The 4679-nt window shown below is 64.3% G+C and carries 6 protein-coding genes; 2 read left to right on the forward strand and 4 right to left on the reverse strand.

Features of this window, described 5'->3' with window-relative positions; translation table 11 throughout:
* Window positions 1-212 (reverse strand): 2Fe-2S iron-sulfur cluster-binding protein (locus tag HP546_RS26175; protein ID WP_172231534.1); only part of this gene is annotated, 212 nt, incomplete at its 3' end.
* Between the two features lie 250 nt (window positions 213-462).
* On the opposite strand from HP546_RS26175, the gene HP546_RS26180 reads away from it, so the two are divergent.
* Window positions 463-1986 (forward strand): fumarate hydratase, encoded by a 1524-nt coding sequence (locus tag HP546_RS26180; RefSeq protein WP_172231519.1) that lies wholly within the window; start codon window positions 463-465, stop codon window positions 1984-1986.
* A 61-nt stretch (window positions 1987-2047) separates the two neighbouring features.
* Here HP546_RS26180 and HP546_RS26185 read toward each other — a convergent pair whose 3' ends face one another.
* On the reverse strand, window positions 2048-2920 hold the full coding sequence (locus HP546_RS26185; RefSeq protein WP_172231522.1) for a carbon-nitrogen hydrolase family protein: 873 nt from the start codon (window positions 2918-2920) through the stop codon (window positions 2048-2050).
* Window positions 2917-3507: a GNAT family N-acetyltransferase gene (locus tag HP546_RS26190; RefSeq protein ID WP_172231525.1), complete on the reverse strand. Its 591-nt coding sequence runs from the start codon at window positions 3505-3507 to the stop codon at window positions 2917-2919. Before HP546_RS26190 ends, HP546_RS26185 begins: the two co-directional genes overlap by 4 nt.
* Before the next feature lie 115 nt (window positions 3508-3622).
* Between HP546_RS26190 and HP546_RS26195 the strand changes: the two genes are divergently transcribed.
* On the forward strand, window positions 3623-4021 hold the full coding sequence (locus HP546_RS26195) for a nuclear transport factor 2 family protein (protein WP_172231528.1): 399 nt from the start codon (window positions 3623-3625) through the stop codon (window positions 4019-4021).
* A gap of 124 nt (window positions 4022-4145) precedes the next feature.
* Here HP546_RS26195 and HP546_RS26200 read toward each other — a convergent pair.
* The coding region (locus tag HP546_RS26200; RefSeq protein ID WP_172231531.1) for a DJ-1/PfpI family protein at window positions 4146-4679 on the reverse strand (534 nt) is incomplete at its 5' end.

Genomic DNA, 4679 nt, shown 5'->3' on the forward strand with positions numbered 1-4679 from the left:
GCCAGGCGCCAGCCCAGGGCATGTTTGTCCAGCGCCAGGGCCTCGGGCATGGCATCCAGCGGCTGGCCCACCTCGCAATGCACCAGGCAGGCATGGCAGCTGCCGGCGCGGCAGCTATAGGGGACGTGCAGCCCGGCGTCGTTCAGGGCATCGAGCAGGTTGCTGCCGGTCGGCACCACCCAGCGGCGTTCGCCCACGCAAAGTTCCGGCATGGTCGGTGTTTCTCCATCGTTCATCAGGCCACTGTATGCCAAGCGGGCAATACCAGCAAAAAGGATGCCTGCGCCTTGCCGACCAAGGTCCAGACCACGCGCAGGTGTTTCACACCCAGAGGCACGCTATACTGCCGCGCCTTTTGCGTCGGCCATGCTGCCGGCGCGCCTTTGCAAGGCGTTTCGACATGCTGGTCGGCACCGTCGAGCGTCTCTATGAATGTTCCCGTCTTTAAGAGGAGCGCGCTGCATGACCGTGATCAAGCAAGACGACCTGATTCAGAGCGTCGCCGACGCCCTGCAATTCATCTCGTACTACCACCCCGTCGATTTCATCCAGGCCATGCACGAGGCCTATCTGCGTGAAGAGTCGCCTGCTGCACGCGATTCCATTGCCCAGATCCTGATCAACTCGCGCATGTGCGCCACCGGCCACCGCCCGATCTGCCAGGACACCGGTATCGTCACCGTGTTCGTGCGCGTGGGCATGGACGTGCGCTGGGACGGCGCCACCCTGAGCGTCGACGACATGATCAACGAAGGTGTGCGTCGCGCCTACAACCTGCCTGAAAACGTCCTGCGTGCTTCGATCCTGGCCGACCCGGCCGGTGCCCGCAAGAACACCAAGGACAACACCCCGGCAGTGATCCACTACTCCATCGTCCCCGGCGACAAGGTCGAGGTCGATGTCGCAGCCAAAGGCGGCGGCTCGGAGAACAAGTCGAAGATGGCCATGCTGAACCCGTCCGACTCGATCGTCGACTGGGTACTGAAGACCGTGCCGACCATGGGCGCTGGCTGGTGCCCGCCTGGCATGCTTGGCATCGGCATCGGCGGCACCGCCGAGAAAGCTGCGGTCATGGCCAAGGAAGTGTTGATGGAGTCCATCGACATCCACGAACTGAAAGCCCGTGGCCCGCAGAACCGCATCGAGGAAATCCGCCTGGAGCTGTTCGACAAGGTCAACCAGCTGGGCATCGGCGCCCAGGGCCTGGGTGGCCTGACCACCGTGCTCGACGTCAAGATCATGGACTACCCGACCCACGCCGCCTCCCTGCCGGTGTGCATGATCCCCAACTGCGCCGCCACCCGCCACGCGCACTTCGTGCTCGATGGCTCCGGCCCGGCCGAGCTGGAAGCGCCGTCGCTGGACGCCTACCCGGAAATCGTCTGGGAAGCCGGCCCGAGCGCCCGTCGCGTCAACCTCGACGACATCACCCCGGAAGAAGTGGCCAGCTGGAAGCCGGGCGAGACCATCCTGCTCAACGGCAAGATGCTGACCGGCCGCGATGCCGCCCACAAGCGCATGGTCGAAATGCTCAACCGTGGCGAAGAACTGCCGGTCGACCTGAAAGGCCGCTTCATCTACTACGTTGGCCCGGTCGACCCGGTGGGTGACGAAGTGGTAGGCCCGGCTGGCCCGACCACCGCCACCCGCATGGACAAGTTCACCCGCCAGATCCTCGAGCAGACCGGCCTGCTGGGCATGATCGGCAAGTCCGAGCGTGGCCCGACCGCGATCGAGGCGATCAAGGACAACAAGGCCGTGTACCTGATGGCCGTCGGCGGCGCTGCCTACCTGGTGGCCCAGGCCATCCGCAAGTCCAAGGTGCTGGCCTTCGCCGAGCTGGGCATGGAAGCGATCTACGAGTTCGACGTCAAGGACATGCCGGTTACCGTCGCTGTAGACAGCAACGGTGAGTCGGTACACATCACTGGCCCTGCCCTGTGGCAGAGTAAGATTGCCGAGAGCCTGGCAGTTGAAGTGAAGTAAGCCTGCTGTACCAGCGGCTTCATCGAGGCGTCGAACCGCCGCGAAGAGGCCGCCCCTGCCTTCAAAGCACTCTGTCAAACTGCTGCGGCCAATCCCTGCGGGTAAACACCTGCCCCTGCGTCCTCACCCGCCGCACTTGCTGCAGATCCAGCTCGCACACCAGCCATTGGCTGGTAGCCGGGCTCAAGTCCTCACTCAGCGCCAGCACCCCATCCCCCGGCATCCCATGATCCGGCGGCACGAACAGCCCTGCCCGGCCCTGATTCTCGTCCAGCGCCGGCGACCAAGGCGCCAGCCCGACCGTGGGGCTCTGCAACACGGCAATCTGGTTTTCCAGTGCCCGCGCCTGGGCGCCGATACGCACCCGGTGATAACCCGCCTCGGTATCGGTACAGCTCGGCGCCAGGATCAGGTCGGCACCGTCCTCGGCCAGGCACCGGGCCAGCATCGGGAACTCGTTGTCGTAGCAGATCAGGATCCCCAGGCGCCCCAGTTCGGTGTCGAACACCTGCAATCCCTGGCCTGCGGTGATACCCCATTGCTCGCGCTCGAAGCGGGTCATCATCAGCTTGTCCTGGTAGCCGAGTACGCCCTTGGGGCCGAACAGCCAGGCACGGTTGCGGTAGCACCCATCGCCGTCGAGCACTGGCATGCTCCCCGGTTGCAGGTAGATACCCCAGCGTCGGGCAATGCTCTCGCACAGCGCTTTCCAAGGTTCGATCAACGGCTGGATGCCGGCGATGGACGCCTTCAGGTCCCCCCGCTGCTCGGCACTCAGCTGGCCACTGAGCACCAGCCCGGCGTACTCCGGCAGCAACAGCAAGCGTGCGCCCATTTCCACCGCCTCGGCGCAAAGGCCTTGCAGATGGTCGGCATAGGCGTCCCAGGTTTCATGCAGCTCAATGGCGTACTGGCAGGCCGCCAGGTGGATCATATCGGCAGTTCCTTCAGCCAGAACGACATCAGTTTCTCCGAGCTTTCCTGCTCGTCCAGGTCGCGCCAGGCATAGCGGGTGCGCAGCGACGGGTCGTGCAGAAAGCCGCGGTTACGCCAGAAGCCATGCAGCGGCTTGTAGTCCGCAGGCCGCCGCGGGTGAACGCCGGGCCGCTCGACCGCGCAGAAAGCACAGTAGTCGAACTCGGCCAGTTTGTGCGCATAGGACTCGCGCTCGATAAAGAAGCGCACCCCCAGGCCCTGGCCACGGTATTGCGGCAATACCAGCGACTCACCGAAGTAATACACGCTGGCCGGGTCGCGCCCCTGGGCCAGGAACGGCTGCTGAAACTGCGGCGCAACATCCACCAGCGGCAGGCCGGTGGAGGCACCGACCACCTTGCCGTCGTCCAGCGCCAGCACCACCAGGCTGCGCCCGGAGCGGGCATAGCTCGCCAGGTAGTCGGCCTCGTACGCCGGGGTGCCGTCGTAAAGGTAGGGAAACTCGCGGAACACGGTAAGGCGCAGGCGAGCGAGGTCATCGATGTAAGGCGCGATAGCGGCGCCGTGCAACAGGCGTATTTCCATGCTTGGCGGTCGTTTTGTCGATGTGGATGACGCGCTCGGCTAAGCCGGGCTTGAGGGGAAACCCTATCATCCGAGGCAACGTCCCGCCTTTTCCCTACACGACAGGTATTGTTCCATGACCGCTACCGAACTGGTAAATGCTTACTACGCCGCCTTTAACGCTGGCGACATGCCGGGCTTTCTGGCGCTGCTCAGCGAAGACGTGATTCACGACATCAACCAGGGTGAGCGGCAGATGGGCAAGGCCAGGTTTGCCGCGTTCATGGACAAGATGAACCGCTGCTACCGTGAACGCCTGGCCGATATCGTGGTGATGCAGAACGCCGACGGCAGCCGTGCGGCGGCGGAGTTCACCGTGCATGGGGAATACCTGGCCGATGACGAGGGGTTGCCGGCGGCCAACGGGCAGACCTATGTGCTGGCGGCGGGGGCGTTCTTCTATATCCACTGCGGCAAGATTGCGCGGGTGACCAACTACTACAACCTCAATGACTGGGTTGAGCAGGTGGGTTAAACCTGGCAGGGGTGCATTGCCTGTACCGGCCTCTTCGCGGGTGAACCCGCTCCTACAGGGATTGCACAGGTTTTGAAGTGTGTGGCGATCCTGTGGGAGCGGGTTCACCCGCGAAGAGGCCCGGTCAGGCGATACGGGTGCCCAGCACCTTGAGAAAGGCCGCCAGCCAAGCCGGGTGCGCTGGCCACGCCGGTGCCGTCACCAGGTTGCCGTCCACATGCGCCTGGTCCACAGCGATGTCGATGAACGTTCCCCCCGCCAGTCGCACCTCCGGCGCACAGGCCGGGTAAGCGCTGCATTCACGGCCTTCCAGCACGCCAGCCGCAGCCAGCAACTGGGCGCCATGGCACACCGCGGCAATCGGCTTGCCGGCCTTGTCGAATGCACGCACCAGTTCCAGTACCTTCTCATCCAGGCGCAGGTACTCCGGCGCGCGGCCACCCGGGATCAGCAGCGCGTCGTAACTCTCGGGCCGTACCCGCACGAAGTCATGGTTCAGGGCAAAATTGTGCCCGGGCTTTTCGCTGTAGGTCTGCTCACCCTCGAAGTCATGGATCGCCGTGCGTACGGTCTGCCCCGCCACCTTCTCCGGGCATACGGCATGGACCGTGTGGCCGACCATGCTTAGCGCCTGGAACGGCACCATCGCTTCGTAATC

This window comes from Pseudomonas sp. CM25 (assembly GCF_013179705.1).
Classification (GTDB): Bacteria; Pseudomonadota; Gammaproteobacteria; order Pseudomonadales; family Pseudomonadaceae; genus Aquipseudomonas.